This window comes from Phaeodactylibacter sp., assembly GCF_022763345.1.
Taxonomy (GTDB): Bacteria; Bacteroidota; Bacteroidia; order Chitinophagales; family Saprospiraceae; genus Phaeodactylibacter.
In genome coordinates this window covers 87252-103081 of sequence record NZ_JALEGS010000068.1, presented here as the reverse complement: position 1 = coordinate 103081, position 15830 = coordinate 87252, and the positions used below count along the sequence as shown (strand labels likewise).

General features: G+C 49.9%; 12 protein-coding genes. 7 read left to right on the top strand and 5 right to left on the bottom strand.

The genetic code is table 11. The features are described from left to right. Window positions 1-7 precede the first annotated feature (7 nt). Window positions 8-3265 (top strand): PAS domain S-box protein, encoded by a 3258-nt coding sequence (locus MRY86_RS18975; protein ID WP_293568800.1) that lies wholly within the window; start codon window positions 8-10, stop codon window positions 3263-3265. A 650-nt stretch (window positions 3266-3915) separates the two neighbouring features. Here the strand turns inward: MRY86_RS18975 and MRY86_RS18970 are convergent. After that, window positions 3916-4803 (bottom strand): bile acid:sodium symporter, encoded by an 888-nt coding sequence (locus MRY86_RS18970; protein ID WP_293568798.1) that lies wholly within the window; start codon window positions 4801-4803, stop codon window positions 3916-3918. Between the two features lie 84 nt (window positions 4804-4887). Between MRY86_RS18970 and MRY86_RS18965 the strand changes: the two genes are divergently transcribed. Continuing rightward, window positions 4888-6027 (top strand): VWA domain-containing protein, encoded by a 1140-nt coding sequence (locus MRY86_RS18965; protein WP_293568796.1) that lies wholly within the window; start codon window positions 4888-4890, stop codon window positions 6025-6027. On the opposite strand, the gene MRY86_RS18960 is transcribed toward MRY86_RS18965, so the two are convergent. Further along, a complete protein-coding gene (locus tag MRY86_RS18960; protein WP_293568794.1) occupies window positions 6024-6800 on the bottom strand; it encodes a hypothetical protein in 777 nt (258 codons plus the stop codon). The two genes, MRY86_RS18965 and MRY86_RS18960, sit on opposite strands and share 4 nt — an antisense overlap. A gap of 21 nt (window positions 6801-6821) precedes the next feature. Beyond that, complete coding sequence (locus MRY86_RS18955; RefSeq protein WP_293568792.1) at window positions 6822-7679, bottom strand: hypothetical protein; 858 nt, start codon at window positions 7677-7679, stop codon at window positions 6822-6824. Between the two features lie 237 nt (window positions 7680-7916). Between MRY86_RS18955 and MRY86_RS18950 the strand changes: the two genes are divergently transcribed. From MRY86_RS18950 to MRY86_RS18940, 3 genes are all read left to right on the top strand, one after another. Further along, a complete protein-coding gene (locus MRY86_RS18950) occupies window positions 7917-8138 on the top strand; it encodes a heavy-metal-associated domain-containing protein (protein ID WP_293568790.1) in 222 nt (73 codons plus the stop codon). Between the two features lie 95 nt (window positions 8139-8233). Beyond that, complete coding sequence (locus MRY86_RS18945) at window positions 8234-8776, top strand: DedA family protein (protein WP_293568788.1); 543 nt, start codon at window positions 8234-8236, stop codon at window positions 8774-8776. Between the two features lie 249 nt (window positions 8777-9025). Continuing rightward, on the top strand, window positions 9026-12226 hold the full coding sequence (locus tag MRY86_RS18940) for a sensor histidine kinase (protein WP_293568787.1): 3201 nt from the start codon (window positions 9026-9028) through the stop codon (window positions 12224-12226). Here the strand turns inward: MRY86_RS18940 and MRY86_RS18935 are convergent. Then, window positions 12223-12897 (bottom strand): response regulator transcription factor, encoded by a 675-nt coding sequence (locus tag MRY86_RS18935; protein ID WP_293568785.1) that lies wholly within the window; start codon window positions 12895-12897, stop codon window positions 12223-12225. The two genes, MRY86_RS18940 and MRY86_RS18935, sit on opposite strands and share 4 nt — an antisense overlap. Window positions 12898-13103: 206 nt before the next feature. Then, a complete protein-coding gene (locus MRY86_RS18930; protein ID WP_293568783.1) occupies window positions 13104-14000 on the bottom strand; it encodes a hypothetical protein in 897 nt (298 codons plus the stop codon). A 345-nt stretch (window positions 14001-14345) separates the two neighbouring features. On the opposite strand from MRY86_RS18930, the gene MRY86_RS18925 reads away from it, so the two are divergent. Together MRY86_RS18925 and MRY86_RS18920 are read left to right on the top strand one after the other, a co-directional pair. Then, a complete protein-coding gene (locus MRY86_RS18925; protein WP_293568781.1) occupies window positions 14346-15122 on the top strand; it encodes a hypothetical protein in 777 nt (258 codons plus the stop codon). Between the two features lie 21 nt (window positions 15123-15143). Further along, window positions 15144-15779, top strand: coding sequence for an isoprenylcysteine carboxylmethyltransferase family protein (locus MRY86_RS18920; protein WP_293571821.1), 636 nt, complete (start codon window positions 15144-15146; stop codon window positions 15777-15779). Window positions 15780-15830: the final 51 nt, after the last annotated feature.

Sequence of the window (15830 nt, the reverse complement as noted above, 5' to 3'; positions counted from 1 at the left end):
ATCAGATATGCACCAAATAGAAAGAACCGAGCTGGAGCGCTTCTTTGAGCTCTCGCTCGCGATCGGAACATCGCTCCATGCTGAGGAGAATGCCAGGGTTTTCCTGAGCAAGCTCGTTGAGTCTACCAGCCTCACCTTTGCAGGGCTGTGGCTGCGGTCTCCTTCCGGTGCCTATCAGCTTGAATTTGCCTACCCTGAACAAGACGATAACCCAACCGCCTTCATTCCCGAATATCACGATACGCCTAAAGCTCTCGAAGCGAGGCCTTTCTTCACAGAAGTCTTGTCCAAAGAAGCTCCCGATGAGTCCTTTATTTACAGCGACCATCTTGGAAGCGGTGCCTACGGCTATTTTCAGTTGCCAGTATTCAGCTTTGTACAAATCTTTGAAGCCCATCGGGATAGGCCATTCGAATTAAACTCCATGCAGGAGCTTGCCAAGCTCATTGTGAAGTTTGGCATTTCCATGGATGCCTGCATGGTACACGCCCGCCTGAGGGAACAGCAACAACTCGTCAATCAGGTGCAGGGACAGCTCGAGAATAGTGTGGCTCAATACAGCGACCTTTTTGAGAACATGTCTGACTCCCTCCTCATCCTCAATGAAGCCGACCATATCATAAAGACCAACCGCTCCGCACAGGCTTTGCTGGATATTGAAGCCGATCAAAGCAGAGCGGCGCTTTACCAGCATAAGCTTACCGACTTCATCCACCCGGAGGACCGGGATAAGTTCGACTATTTTTTGCAAAAACTGCTTGATTTCGAGTCCGACCGTAATTTCCGGTGCCGGATATTGACCTCCGGGCAGTTGGAACGGTATGTATCGTTCAACTCCAGTCTTATCCGCAGCGTTAGCGGGCATCGCGCCGGGTCAAGGCACATTGTAAGGGACATCACCAGCCAATATACCTACGAAAAAAGGCTGAGCCAACTCAATACTCAGCTCAGTGCGCTAGTCGCCAACTTACAGGCCGCTATACTTTTTGAAGACACCGGGCGCAAGACTTTGCTCGTCAATAAGGTGTTCTGCGAGTTGTTCAGCATTCCTTACACTCCGGACGACCTGATCGGGGTAGAAGCCAATGTCCTGCTCCAGGAAGTAGCTCAACAGCATGTCCGGCCGGAAGCATTCCAGGAATGGACCAGGCAAACCTTGGAAGCAAGGGTGCTATCCACCGATCAGAAGTTTACAATGCCCGATGGGAAGATTCTCTGTTTCGATGCGATTCCTGTTAATGCAGGCACGGAGCAACTTGGCTTGCTGTGGCAGTGTCATGACATCACAGCACGGGAAACCGCCAAAGCCCGCCTGCAGGAAAGCGAGGAACGTTACCGCGGTATTCTGGAAAACATGGAGCTGGGGCTGCTAGAGCTCGATGAGCACGGCATCATCACCCGGGCTTTTGATCGTTTCTGCACCATGCTGGGGTACCAAGAGGCAGAACTTACGGGCAGGAGGCCAGAAGATATCTTTGTGGTTTCTCCGGAAATTTACCGAGATGAGCAGTACCGGGAAGAGAGACTGACTTCAGAAGCCGTAATTTACGAGCAACAGTTTACACGCAAAGACGGCAAGGTCATCTGGGCCATAGTCAGCAGCACGCCTATTCTTGACCGGCGTGGCCAACTAAAGGGTTACATTGGCATACACTACGATATCACAGAGCGCAAGCAGCTGGAAGAACGGCTGCAAGCTGCAAAAAACCGGGCGGAGAAAGCCATACAGGCCGAACGGCAGTTTTTGGCCAACATGAGCCATGAAATCCGGACGCCCATGAATGCCGTCATTGGCATGACGCACCTACTGCTCAATACACAGCCTACCCCTGAGCAGCGGGACTACCTGGACTCGCTCAAGTTTTCAGCAGACAGCCTGCTATCTCTTATCGACAATATACTGGACCTCTCTAAAATTGAGGCCAGCCAGCTCAGCCTTGAATCAAGCCCCTTCAGCCTGCGCCGTATACTGAACAACCTCAAGCAGAGCTTCCAACTTAAGGTAAAGGATAAACCGGTGAGCGTCACGCTGGACCTGGACGAGCAGATAGACCGGCAACTCATTGGCGACCCTACCCGGTTGAGCCAGGTTTTCACCAATCTGCTCGGCAACGCCATTAAATTCACAAGCCGGGGCACGATTGGCATCAAAGCCCGGGTTATAGCGCGCACCGATAAGCATATGAGCTTGCAGTTTAAGGTATTTGATACCGGCATTGGCATTGCCAATGAGAAGCTGGAGTTTGTTTTTCAGAGCTTTAAACAAGCTGATTCGGATATTACCCGAAAGTACGGAGGCACCGGGTTGGGGCTATCCATTGTCAGGCAACTGGTTGAGCTTATGGGGGGCAATATTTGGGTGGAAAGCGAACTAGGCAAGGGCACGGCTTTCATCTTTAACCTGTCCCTTCCGGTATCTGAAAAGGCAGACAACAGTCCGGAGGCCACCCCACTAGGAGATGTCGGCCATCAGGGCCTGCTCCGGTCGCTCTGGGTCCTTCTCGTGGAAGACAACCCTATGAACCAAAAGCTGGCCAGCCATATCCTCAAAGCCTGGGGCTGCCACTTTGTAGTAGCCAACGATGGAGAAGAAGCCATTGAAAAATCCCGCGAACGTCATTTCGACATCATCCTGATGGATATCCATATGCCCAAACTCGATGGTTGCGAAGCTACTGCACAAATCAGAGCAGACGGCCAAAACATCAATCAAAACACCTTAATTATTGGGTTGACAGCCGCCGCCATGCTCGATGAAAAACAGCGCGCTATAGAGTCCGGCATGAATCAGTTCATTACTAAACCTTTTTCCCCTTCTGCCTTATCGGAACTCATCCTTAATAGTTTACAATTGAGCCATTCATCTGAAAAAAAGCAGTTAGATATGAATACAGAGCAAGAGCACAACCAGGCACCTGTAAGCGTCGACCTTGCTTACCTGAATGAATTTAGCGGGGGAGACAAGGATTTTATCAGGGAAATCATTCAGACCTTCCTACAAGAAGCCCCGGGCAATGTAGCCCGTTTATCAGAGGGCCTCGGAGAAGAAGACTGGGATTCTGTGTACCGGGCAGCACATCAGCTTAAGCCCAACTATATGATGCTGGGCATGCCTGCTCAGCAGGAAGCGGCCTTGTCTATAGAAAAATTGGCCAAAAGCGGGCCTCAAAAAACAGAAATAGATGATATGATCACTCAGCTCGTGGCTGATACCCATAAAGCGTTCCCTCTGCTCGAGGAAAAACTATCTGAATTGGAGGCATAAAAAAAGCTAGCCACCATGCTGATTCTCCGTTAAACTTTTGTAACCCTCAGGTTATTATTCGCTCTCTTATGAATAAAATCAGTACTTGGCGGCTAGCTACAAATACACCTAAAAACCCATTTATCTTAATCGCTGCTCTTGCGCAACGTATTATGTAAATCTTGATCAATTATGGGGAGGAAGCCTCTGTTGTGATTCCCCATGATAAAAGCGAGGCTTCCTCCTTCATAACTCACAATGAACGCTACCTAAAGTTTAGGCAGATTCGTTCTCATTACCTGGACAATCTCCTGCACAAGCCGTGCCAAAAAAAATAAAGCCTTGTCGTCCAGTATCTTAAACATTAAAGTCCAGCTAAACTAATTTCAATTTTAGACAACGTTCCCATTTCGGGAAAGTGTCTTCTGTTGGGACAAATCGTATCCTGAGCAGTATAAAGCCCCTCTTACATGTTTTTCACATTTTAGAAACCCTTCATTCTTCGTTTCTTTACCAAATCTCTTAGCGTAAGAGAAAAGATTTAAATGTGTTGGGAGAATTGCAGCCCTCTGAGCCTCTTTGCTCAGAGGGCTTTTTATTTGACACATCAGGGCATTGCAAATTGTTAAAACTGCGCTTACTTATTTGCTACAGTCACGCACACAGCTCATCTATTTTGCCTTTGCGTCCCCGTCGGCAGACCGCTTCGCCAGATAGCCAAAGCCAAGCGTCGTAAAGAAGGAAAACATGGCATACACCAGCGTGGGCTCCGCCATCTGTTCGTCACCAATCATAACAGTGGCTACCAGCAGCGCCAAAGTTGTGTTTTGCAGGCCTACCTCAATACCGATCGTGATGGCATCGTAGGCGCTATTCTTCACCATGCGATTAGCACTCCAGTAGCTCATAAACATCGTAAACAAGTGGAAGCCGAGCATAACCGGAGCAAGCACTGCAATATCCGCCCAGCTGATCTGACTCCCCCCACTCTCTTCACTCCCAAAGAACTTGATGGCAAAAACGGCTGCCAGCAACAAAGTCGTCACCACTTTTACCGGTTGCTTAAAACGCTCTGACAGCACGGGGAAACGCCGGTGAAATAGCAACCCCAGTGAAACGGGCAATAGCACAATGAACAGTACATTGAGCGAGGTCTCTGTAACCGAAAGGCTGAACGAGGCCGAGGTATGCATAAACACTTCTGCCCCGAGGTTGACCCCCACCGGGATGGTCACCAAAATCAACAGGCTGTTGATCGCCGTCAGGCTGATGGAAAGAGCGGTCTTGAGCTCCAGCAAGTAGGAGATGAAATTAGAGGTTGCACCGCCCGGGCAAAGCGACAAAATAATAATGCCCAATTTCCAGGTATTGCTAACCGGCAACAGCAGGCAGACCAGAAAAGCCACGGCTGGCAGAAACAGCATTTGCAAACTCAATCCCAGGGCTACCAGTTTGGGCCGGGCCACAATCTCTTTGAAATCTGAAAGTTCCAAAGAAGTCCCAACGCCAAACATCGTGAGCGCCAATACCACCGGAATAAGAATATCTATAAAGACCATATTCGTATGAAAATATGCAAAAGGCAGGTTGATCTACTATCTTCGTGCAAAGAAAGGTAAAAGTTGTAAACTCAAAATTAAAAATTGGACGAGGCTCAGAAAACAGAACGCTGGCGGCTTATCCTTGGAAAACAGTCAGACCCTTCCGCTTCCGTCCCGCTGTCAGGGAACGCGAAGGGCATGGACAAAGTTCTGGAAGCCCTCTACGATAGCGACCGAAAAGGCGGCCTTGGCAGTTCTTCGCCAAATGTCAATCGCTGGCTGGGGGATATCCGCCGTTACTTCCCCACTCCGGTTGTACAGCTCATGCAACGCGATGCACTACAGCGCCTGGGCCTGGAGCGCATGCTGCTGGAGCCGGAATTACTGGAAGCTATCGAGCCCGACGTGGAGCTTGTCGGCACTTTGCTGAGCCTGAACAAGCAGATGACAGACGAAACGAGAGCTTCCGCGCGGATGGTCATTACCCGGATTGTACAACAACTGGAAAAACGCCTGGAGTTCCCACTAAAACGAGCCATCCGGGGCAGCCTTGACCGGGCTACTCCCAACCGGCGCCCCCGTCTCAACGAAATCAACTGGCACCGCACGATCCGAACCAATCTGAAGCACTATCAGCCGGACTATAAAACGATTATCCCTGAGCAACTGTATGGGTACGGGCGAAAGCGGTCACGGCTGAAAGATGTCTTTATCCTGGCTGACCAAAGCGGTTCCATGGCTGCTTCTGTGGTTTATGCCAGCATCCTGAGCTGCATTATGGCTTCTGTATCGGCGCTTCACACTCGATTTATTGCTTTCGACACCTCGGTTGCAGACCTTTCTGAGCACCTGCAAGACCCGGTGGACTTGCTATTCGCCACTCAACTTGGCGGTGGCACGGACATTGCCAAAGCCGTCACCTATGCCCGGCCGCTTATCCGCCGCCCCAATGATACCATACTCGTACTCATTAGTGATCTGTACGAGGGTGGACGGCCGGAAAAGCTCATTGCCCAAGCTGCCCAAATCAAGGCAGCAGGCACTCAGTTCATCGTATTGCTTGCGCTGAATGACAAGGGCGCACCAGCCTACAGCAAGGATATCGCAGCACAGTTGGCCGTGCTTGACATCCCCTGCTTCGCCTGCACGCCTGAGCAGTTCCCCGGCATGATGGCCGCGGCTATTCAGCAACGCCCGATCACAGCGTGGCTTGCCCAGGAAAACATCCCGGTTAAGAACTAATCAATCAGGTGCTCAACCAAATCGTCTTCTGTTTCTACAAGCAGTTCCGTGACATCCGCAAATGCAGCATAATTGGCACATATCAGCACAGGGAAGGTCACTAATATACCTATAAAGAATAACACAAAACCCAGACCGACCAGAAGCCCGAGAACCAGAAAGAAAAGAAAAAACAGCCCCCACTTCTTGCTGACGATTTTCCGGCTGGTCTCCATAGCATCCCAAAACTCCATCCCGTAAAAAACAATGAAGTGATAAGCCCAGGAATAAGCTATGCTGAAATAAACAGCTGGCGCCAGCAACAGGAAGGACCAGAGGGGGAATGACGGTGGCTCAGCAGTAGCCAGGGGGTTTTCAATGGCATTCCAAACCCAATCAAAGGTACCCGTCAGATACCAAACGATGAGCATCGGAATAAAGGAAGCCAAAATGATCAGGTTCGTCACTAAAGCAGCCAATGCGAGTTGCCCTAAATAATCGAAACCTTTGAAAAAAGTGCCAAACTCCAGTGGTTCATCCCGATCGAGCTTGTGGGCAGCCAGGTAGCCTCCGACCATGAGGGCAGGCGTTAGAATTAGATTGCTGAGCAAAGACCCTATGAAGGGGATAAGGCTGGCGACAACAAGGATCATGCCCGCCAGAAAGGCAAAGCCGATGAAGTTGCCCGCACTTTTCTGGAAGAGCGTAAAGCCCCGGCTTATGTAATCGCCAAGGTCAAAGTGGTAGCCTTCCTCGGTAATCGCATTGATGCGATTGCGCTGTGATTCAGTCATTGGTAGTTAGTTAGTAACAGGTTAAAATATTTGATGTGCCCGAAAGCCTGTGAAGCTTTTGAGCGAAATGACTTCCCAGTTTTTCAGCACGCTAAGCGCCTCTGCCTCTTGCCGGGCAGCAATAGCGATCAATAACTCCGGGGCAGTATCCCAGTTGAAAGCGTAGTACTCTGGTTTACCTCCTGTTGCCCGCACGGTAGCCGCCTGAGCTGCATTGCCCCATACCTCAAAGCCGAGGTTCTGCTCCAGGCACAACTGCTGAAGTAGTTTGATGTCCTCCTCCGTAGCCTGAAGCAAAGTACAGGAAAAAGCCCCGTAATGCCCACATTTCTTAAGCCCCAGCTCATCGTATATAGGCAAGCGGTACATGCCGCTGCTGTGGTAGCCGCGCACTACATTATCGATCAGTACCAGATCTCCGTAACGGCGGCCGGATGCAGGCTGAGGAATGGAACGGATATACCCAAGGCAAGGGCTAACTCTTTGGACCCACAGCACCTCAAACTGATTTTGGAATTGAAGCCTCACGGAAACCGGCTTCAAGGGTTGTTGCTTCTGAGCGCTCCAGCCAAATTTCTCCCAGACCCTACGTGCCTGCTTCAATTTTCCGATTGCCGTTGCAGCCAGGCCAACATCCCACCATGCCTGCCGGTTGGAGACTTCAAGGGTAACGGCCCTTTTGTTGTAGTACAGGGCCGGCTTCCATTCTCTCCGGTATTTATACAGGTGCCCCAACCGCAAATAGGGCTGCTCCCATTGTGGGGCTTCCCGGGCCACCAGCTTGTAAAGCTTGACCGCGTTGTAGGGGTCGGCCGCTGCTTCATACTGCTGCGCCTGTTCAAATAATGCCCTATGTTGTTCTGTTGGTTGATTGCTCATCCTTACTCCTCTGTCCTTTCCAAATAAATAGTTGTTAATTAACCAGCAATGTGGTCGTTTTTCCTTGTCTTTTGCCGGTGTTATAAATTTCAAAGATTAATATAAGGCATACCTTATTTGATCACAAATTTATCTGACCGCACCCCAATTTTTATGGCGCTTGAATATGCAGGCCCGGCCTTCAACTATCCCGCTTACTCAGGCGTTCTCAACCCAATATCAATATGTAAATCGATAATGGCAACGAAAAAATACAAAACCAATATTAATTGTGGCAACTGCGTGAAAGCCGTAACTGGTTTTTTGAGCGATGTGCCCGGTATTGACCACTGGGAAGTAGACACGGACAACCCGGACAAAATCCTTTCGGTCAGCGGTTCAGATTTTGACGAAGCGGCGGTCGTTGAAGCAGTTGAAGATGCCGGTTTTGACATTCGCCCGGTGGAGGTAACAAATTGATTATCATTTTTTAACGGTTAGTTGACCCGTTTCCGGAACCAATCCTGCATCTTTGCCTGTTGAACAGCTGATTTGTTAATTCCAAAATTAACATCATGGCAGAATGGATCTCGTCTCTTGGATATATTGGAGCATTCCTGGGTGCAGTGCTTGAGGGGGAAGTAGCCTTCCTGACCGCCATACAGGCTACCCGGCTGGGCTACCTCAATTTCTATTACGTTTTGCTAGCCGTATTTCTGGGAGCTCAGGCCGTAGACTGGTCGCTTTATCTGGCCGGCCGCAAAGGCGGGCAGACCGCTATCGACCGGCGGCCGAAGCTTCAGCCCCGCTTCAATCAGATGGCTGCCGCAGTTGAGCAGCGGTCTACGCTATTGCTGCTGGCTTACCGGTTTATGTACGGCTTTCGGGTTGTCTTGCCTACGCTTTTTGGTGTGGCCAAAGTTCCGGTTACCCGCTTTGCCATTTTCAGCTTCATCAGTACGCTGCTTTGGGTGCTTATCGTAGGCAACCTGGGGTTTTTCTTTTCCGAGTCTCTGCTTTTTGGGCTGACAGCACTCAAACCTTACCTTCCGGCCTTGCTCCTTCTTCTGGCGGGTTTAGCAGCCCTTCTATTCTTCCGTTATCAAAATAAGCTATAAAGAGATTGCTATGGAAGGCCTATCTTTAGCCTGCACAGAGTAGCAATGGACTTGAGCGCAGAAATGGTGCTCCGTTTTGCTCCCTACACTGGAGGCCTTTTTATGGAGCAGCTGCACGGATAGCACAGTGCAGCCCGATTCAACTTCCGGGGGAGGCTTTGGTCCGGTGAACACTTCTTACACTCACTTATGCAGGCGTTACCAGACATATTCAACAGGCAAACAACGTACCGGGTCAAAACATACCTGGTGGCGGCACTGCTCCTTTTGGCAAAAACAGGGCTGGGGCAAGGCTTCCAAAGTGCGATGGGGCTCATTAGTTACCGCGACGGCATAGAGGGACACAACCCTCACGCCAGCATGATCAGTTCTGACGGGAAGCTCTGGATTTACACCGAAAAGCAGCTCAATTGCTACGATGGTTACAGGGTACGCGCATTCTTAAATGAAAAGCCGCCGGTCGTTGCCCGATTAAACAATCTTCTTTTCGAAGCTCCTGATGGGACCATCTGGGCTGGCAGCTATTTGCTTGAGAGGAAAGCACAAGCAGATTTGTGCACCAATCTTACCATACAAGTCGTCAGCCCGGATGGGCGGCAGCAAAGTTTCGAGGAGTATTATCAAAACAGCCTGCCATTTTCAAGCAGAGATGTCATCAATATCTGCAGCGATGGCCGACCCGGGTCCTCCATTTACCTCTGCGCCCAAAATGGCAAAGTCTACCGGTATGATAAGTCTGGCTTCCATGAAGTACCTATGCCGCTATCCGGAGAACTGATCAATACCATCTATCCCGATACAGACGGCTCCTTCTGGATAGGAAGCAGTGGCCGCCTGTCACAAATCAGCCCGGATGGCCAAATAACAGCCACCTACCCTGTTCCGGTATCTCCCTTGAAAATTGTCAAAGCCGGACCTCAGGTTTATACCCTCATTTTTTGGCCCGAAATCGGCTACAACGGACAGGCAGCCCGACAACTACTCTTAATACCGGGGCAGGGTATTCAGACCCATCTGCCCATTGACGAAGATACCAAAATTGACATTACAGATGCCATCAGCATCAAATGGCAGGAAGAGGAGGGCGTTTGGCACATCGTTAGCACCGATGACTGGCGGGTATTCGACAAGGCAACAAACCGGTCGTTCTCCTTCAAAAAGACCTATCCGGAAGAAGCCAGGGGGTTTCTCGTCAACAACCTGCCCCAGGAGCTTTATTTTGATCAGGCTGGGGTGGCTTACGCTACGATGTACTCCAAAATACTTGCCCTTAAGGTTTTCGATCTGCCGTTCCGGAAATTGCTCACGGACGGCGAGGAACTGAACAGTATGCGAACCATTCTTCCCTACCACGCAGATACTGTTTTGCTCAGTGCCTATTCCGGGCTGGCAAGCTATAATCCTATAACTGAAGAAATTTCCTGGATACGCAAAGTTGAAAATGAGGTCTGGCTAGACGCCATAAAGCTTAGTTCAGATACCCTGTTGGCCAGCAACCACTCGCCGAAGATAAAACTTTGCAACAGTAGCGGAGACCTTTTCCAAATCATACCCCAGGCTACTCTGGACCGGTCATTCTTAACCATTTACACCTTGTTTGAAAGCTCATCGGGTCAAATTTGGCTGGGCTCCTCATCCGGACTTGCAGCCTACCAAAAAGGAAGCGATCATTACCGATTTTGTACTGATATCAATACGACAGGAGCGCTTGGAAGATCTTCGGTGCGGCACATTACTGAGCATAACAACCGCCTATGGCTGGGCACCGACAAGGGCCTTTACAGTGTACATACAGCAACCCAGGCTGTGGTGCATCATTTTGAAGCCGATACCACCATTTCCCTGAATTACCTGTATTGGTCCTCACCAGATACCTGCTGGATGGCCACAAATGGTGATGGCCTCTGGCGCTGGACGCCCTCCAGCCAATTGGTAAAAAAATACAACCGCAACACCATGGGCCTGCCCAATGATGTCCACCATGCGGTATACCCTGACCGCTCCGGCCGCCTTTGGGTGCCCTCCAATGACGGCCTGATCTGGCTCCTGCCCTCTACCGGTGAGTTTGGCACCTTCACCCGCCAAAGTGGGCTGCCAGACAATGAGTTCAACTACAACTCCCACCTTCAGCTTGAGGACGGGCGCCTCATTTTAGGTGGCGTAGCGGGTGCCGTGGTATTTCATCCAGACAGTATCCTGGTTGACCTACAGCGAAATGCCTCCCTAAACGTGGTCTATTTCGGTGTGCCGGACAAGAAGACCGGGCTGCTGGTAGACCGGACTGCAACGTGGTCTCAAACCCACCAAATTGAGCTTTCCCCCCTGACCAATATGGCCTGTCACCTAAAAGTGCATGTGGCTTCCTATCTCCCGCTTGAGGACCATCAATACGATTACCGCATCGACGGGCAGCATGACAACTGGATTCCCATGAGCAGTAACGAGCTGGTCATTAGCGGCCTGCCATATGGCGAATATCAGCTTCGCATACGCGGGCGGACCAACACCCATGCCCACAGTTCTGAAGAGCTGCGTATCCCGCTGTTTGTTCGTCAACCCTATTACGAAAAATGGTATTTCTGGCTCCTGATTACACTCAGTACTATCGGTATTGGCTTCCTGGTATTCAGGTTCAGGCTGAGGCAGCTTAAGCTTTCAGAAAAGCGCCTGCGCCGTGAAGTAGAACGCCGTACTCAAACCATCAATCAGGACCGGCAAACCATTTTAAGGCAAAACACTGAGCTCGAGCAATTGAATAAGGGGAAGGACAAGGTGATGTCCATCATTGGGCATGAAATTAAAGGCAACTTGTTTTTTATTGGCAGCGCAACCCGGCAAATTCTACTGACCATCAAGGCTGCGGACTACGACAGTGCGGAGGCGCTCAGCCGGAACATACACCATGCTGCACTCCGCATGGAAGGCGCTATCGAAAACCTTACGCGATGGGCTACCTTGCAAAGTGGCCAGATGGTTTTACAGAAAGGTGAAGTCCACCTAAAGCCACTCCTCGAACGCTTAATCCGGGAACAGCAGCCCGTAGCAGAGCGAAAAGGCATTGAGTTGTCCCTCGATATTTCCGGAGACCCCACTGCTCTGGCTGATTTCAATGCCATGAATATTTGCCTGCAAAACCTCTTGCGCAACGCCCTTAAATTTACAGATCAGAGCGGCAGCGTCCATGTGAACTGCTTCGCGCAGGGCCTCCGTGTTCACATTGAGGTCAAAGACACGGGCGTAGGCATGGACCAGGAAACCATTAACCGGGTATTTTCGAGCACGCTGCAGGAAAGCCGGGTGGGCACATCCGGGGAAGTCGGCACTGGCCTGGGGCTGAATATCACTAAAGAGCTCATTGACTTGCAGTCGGGCGACCTTGCTTTTGAAAGTAAAACAGGGCAGGGGACTAGGGTCATCATTTCCCTCCCACTGTACGAAGCGGAAAGCTAAGAATTGACTACTTTTTCGATGAGTTCCCGCCGGCTACTCACTCCGACCTTTTGGTAAAGCCCTTTAACGTAGTGCCGGACGGTGTTAATGGAAATATGGTTATCATCAGCAATCTCCTGATAGCTTTTTTCTTCCAGCAAGCCGTCCAAAACTTCGATTTCCCGCTTAGCCAGGATAATGTTCAGGTTTTTGGACAACTCACCAATATTAACCTGATGATGTGGCAGTTTTCGGTTCTGGAAGGCTTTCAGCAGATTGGCAGAAATACTGGGCTCCAGGAAGGCGCCCCCCTCGTAGGTAAGTTTTACGACCTCTGCCAGGTCAGGCTGCGGGTCAGTCCGCTTCACAAAGTAGCCATCTGCTCCGGACTCAATGGCTTTGGCCAACAGCACCGGATTGTCATGCCCGGTCACCATAATAACTTTAGTATTTTTCGCCAGGCGTTTGATTTTTGGCAGGTGGGTAATACTTTCCTGTCCGCGCAGGTCCAAATCCAGCAAGATGATATCAAGTGTGAGCTGCTGTTCAAGTAATTGGTCAAAGAAACTTTCTACCGAGGTCGCCATCAGCGTACACCGGATGTGGTGAGCAGACAGCTCCAACAGCATTTTCATTTGCTGCAGTAGCAAGTCCTGATCATCAATAATAGCCGTTCGGATTACCTGACTCAATTAAAACTTTGTTTAGCCTGCCACTCCACATGGTAATTGATAAACGAAGGAAATGCGAAAAGGATTAGGAAAAACCAAATTCCGGGCGAGCTTACATTTTTTCTACATGATACAAAGCTGTTTAGCTGCCTGAGTTCACCTAATTTGCTTTCCTATCGGAGAAAATATGCACAATTTCCGGAAGCAGGCCTGCCTGCTTCCTTTTTTCAAAACCAGATAAACTTTCGTTTATTCCGTTGAATTTTGTAAAAAGGGTTCTTCCGGGCTCCAAAATCTACCGCCATTTGATCGTTACCGCTAACATTAAAATCTAAAATAACCGGACGCCCGGCGTGTTGCCGAATCAGCCCGTTGAACAAATGTTCCAGCGCTCCTACCGCCCTGCCTTTTGGTGAAACTACGGGCACAAAGCTGACCACCTTCCCATGGCTGTAAAGGAAGAAGTTGACAGCCAGTGGGTTGGCTTTCGTATCCAAAACGGTAGAGGCAAAACCCCATCCCCGGTGCAAAGCATTATACATCACACGCTGCATACCGTGAAAGGCTTCTTCCGATTGTTGCTTTCTTGGCCGGTGTTCTTTATAAAACGCCGCAATTTGCTCTGGCTTCATACTCGAAGTCAGTACTAGCCCTTCGTCTTCCGCAAGCTGTAGCCGCTCCATCAGAGCGCGGCTGTAACCGTCTGCAATCTCTTCGTAGGATTTATCCAAAAACAGCTGATAATTCGTTTGTTCAGCAACTTCAAACGCGCTGTCCTCAGGCACAGGGTTTTGCTCATTGAGATGTATGGAAATATGCTTGTACCGCTCAGGTATGGCGCCCAAAAACCGCTCTATCCTGGATTTTGATAAAACATGAATGGAATAAATACCCAGTTCCCGAATTAAAGCTGGCTGATGCAACTCCTGACCGGAAAGGCGCCCAAGCCTCCAGACCAGTGGGAAAACCGATTCATAGTCACCTTCTACCAAAGCATCCCAATCTTTCGCAATATGGTCCAAGTACCACATGTAGCCAAAAATGTTCCCATTGGTGGCATAATGTACGCAGCTGTTCCACTTTACTTTATCAATTTCCGCTCTCGGAACGAATTTTATCTCCATAATTGCCGTTATTCATTTAAATACCTATAAATGTCACAACTCGGCCTTTTGATTTTGTAGAAAAAACGAATAAACTACTCGTTTTTTTGACTTTCCAGCTTAATTGTGGCTAATTTTGCCAATTAATTTTATATATACATAAACAGGTAAATTGATCCCTGTCAAGTTTCGTTGCATTTTGCTGCCACCTTCAGGGCGGTTGTAAAAAAGCAAAACGCACTTCTGTTCTTCCAAACAAGTACAACACAAAACAAGGCAATTTGAGTAGTTAAACGCTGCTCAACACATGGTTAAGAGTTCTACAGCTTGCTTGCTCTTTTTTGAATTTCAAAAAAATTCTTAGCCATGAGTATTACCCCCCAACGACTGGCCTTCCGGCCTGCACGTAACACGAAAGAATTGGAATCTTTATTCCGATTGCGTTACCAAGGCTATCTGGAAAGTCAGTGTGCCAGCCTCGTCACCGATAATCAACACGGTTTCGAGCTGGATGTTTATGATCATTACGCTCACCACATCGGGCTCTTTCAGGAAGGCAATTTCGGCGCTCATCCAATCGGCTATCTCAGGCTGGTACAGGAACATGCCGGGCCGTTTTCAGACCACGTAGAAGCCATTGCTAACCGTTATAGCATCGCGTGCCCTCTGCCCGAAGAAGGCCCCGGTCTACCGTTGCTTAGCAACTGTCCGGAAAAAGCTACCATCAGCGAACACATGAACCTGCTACGCCCGGAACGCAACGGCATCGTAGAGGCTAGTCGTTTCGTGTTTGCCCCCGAAGCCCGTTCGGGCGGCTATACAAAGTTTTTCGTGGAAGCAGCCATTGCCCGTATGCTGTACCACCACCGCTACAGCGGCATCATGCTCGCCTGCCATCCCCGCCATGCCGCCCTCTACCGGAGGTATGGCTTTAAGCAAATTGTAGATGGAAATCAGAATGACTATAACGGCTTAGCTGCCAGCATCCTCAGCATGCAAATCCCGGATATCCGGCCTGCACTCCAATCCAAGATTGAAGAAATGGGCCTCGCTCAGCAGCGGCACGGCAGCCTGCTATTGCACCCTGAGTCGAAAGACTGGAGTGCGCCTATGCCTGCATCTAAAGAACGTCTTGTTGCCTAAACCTTCTAAACATCACCAATCATGGGAAAAATCAAAAACACTGTCCTTTTCTTACTTTTAGCTTACCTACTTCCTTTGGCTTTGCAACCATCGTTGCTGCTGGACTACAGAATTCTGTTTCTGATGTTAGCTGCCGTCACTGTATTCCTGACTCAACCAGGCTTTGAAGTAGAAGAAGCAGAGCGTGACCGTACCGCTGATAACAACAGCGTTATTTTTATACTCGTGCTCTCCGTGTTAGCCATTGCTGTCCCCGTCATTGAGTGGGGCTATTTCCACCCCGAACGCGCCCACCTGCACTGGATAATCGTGGGAGGGCTCATCGTCATAGCAGGCACCGGGCTGCGCATTTGGGCGATACAAACCCTGGGGCGCTTTTTCACCGCTACCGTACAAATTCAGGAAGAGCACCAGCTGATTCAGCATGGCCCCTTCCGCTACATCCGCCATCCGAGCTACACAGGAGCCTTGCTGACTGCCGTAGGAGGCGCTATCGTACTGGAGTCCTGGTTTGGGCTGCTGATCGCCACTGCCTGTATGCTGTATGCCTACTATGTGCGGATTACGGCTGAGGAAGCGGCACTAGTCAGTAAATTCGGGCAGCGCTACCAGGACTACCAGCAGCAATCCAGCCGGTTAATACCCGGTATTTGGTAACCGGCCGGTCTGGGCTTCGGAAAAAGTTGCTAATTTCAACCCGAATCTGAC